Origin of the sequence: Pseudomonas sp. F9001 (assembly GCF_013385435.1) — a bacterium.
In the GTDB taxonomy this organism is placed as follows: domain Bacteria; phylum Pseudomonadota; class Gammaproteobacteria; order Pseudomonadales; family Pseudomonadaceae; genus Aquipseudomonas.
In genome coordinates this window covers 106,502-106,772 of record NZ_JACAPX010000001.1, presented here as the reverse complement: position 1 = coordinate 106,772, position 271 = coordinate 106,502, and the positions used below count along the sequence as shown (strand labels likewise).

The following is a 271-nucleotide window of genomic DNA, read 5'->3' as shown; positions in this document are numbered from 1 at the left end:
AAGATCAAAAGCAAAAGCACAGTGGCCTACCGGCCGGCTTGAGTGTGGTGAAGCAAAAGCCAAATCAAAAGCTAAAGCGGGCACAGTCCAAATGTGGGAGCGGGCTTGCTCGCGAAGGTCGTTAACGATGACGTGGGCATCCTGATTCAACGCGGCGCTCTCAGGTTTTTCGCGAGCAAGCCCGCTCCCACAGAAAAGCAGAGCCACCGCGCCCGTAGCAGCTGTCGAGCGCCAGCGAGGCTGCGTGCCTTTGATCTTGATCTGCTTTTGA

At 56.5% G+C, this 271-nt stretch carries 1 protein-coding gene; it reads right to left on the bottom strand.

The features are described from left to right. Nucleotides 1–271, bottom strand: a 271-nt coding sequence (locus HX818_RS31020; protein WP_218176118.1) for a hypothetical protein, incomplete at both ends; no start/stop codon positions are given.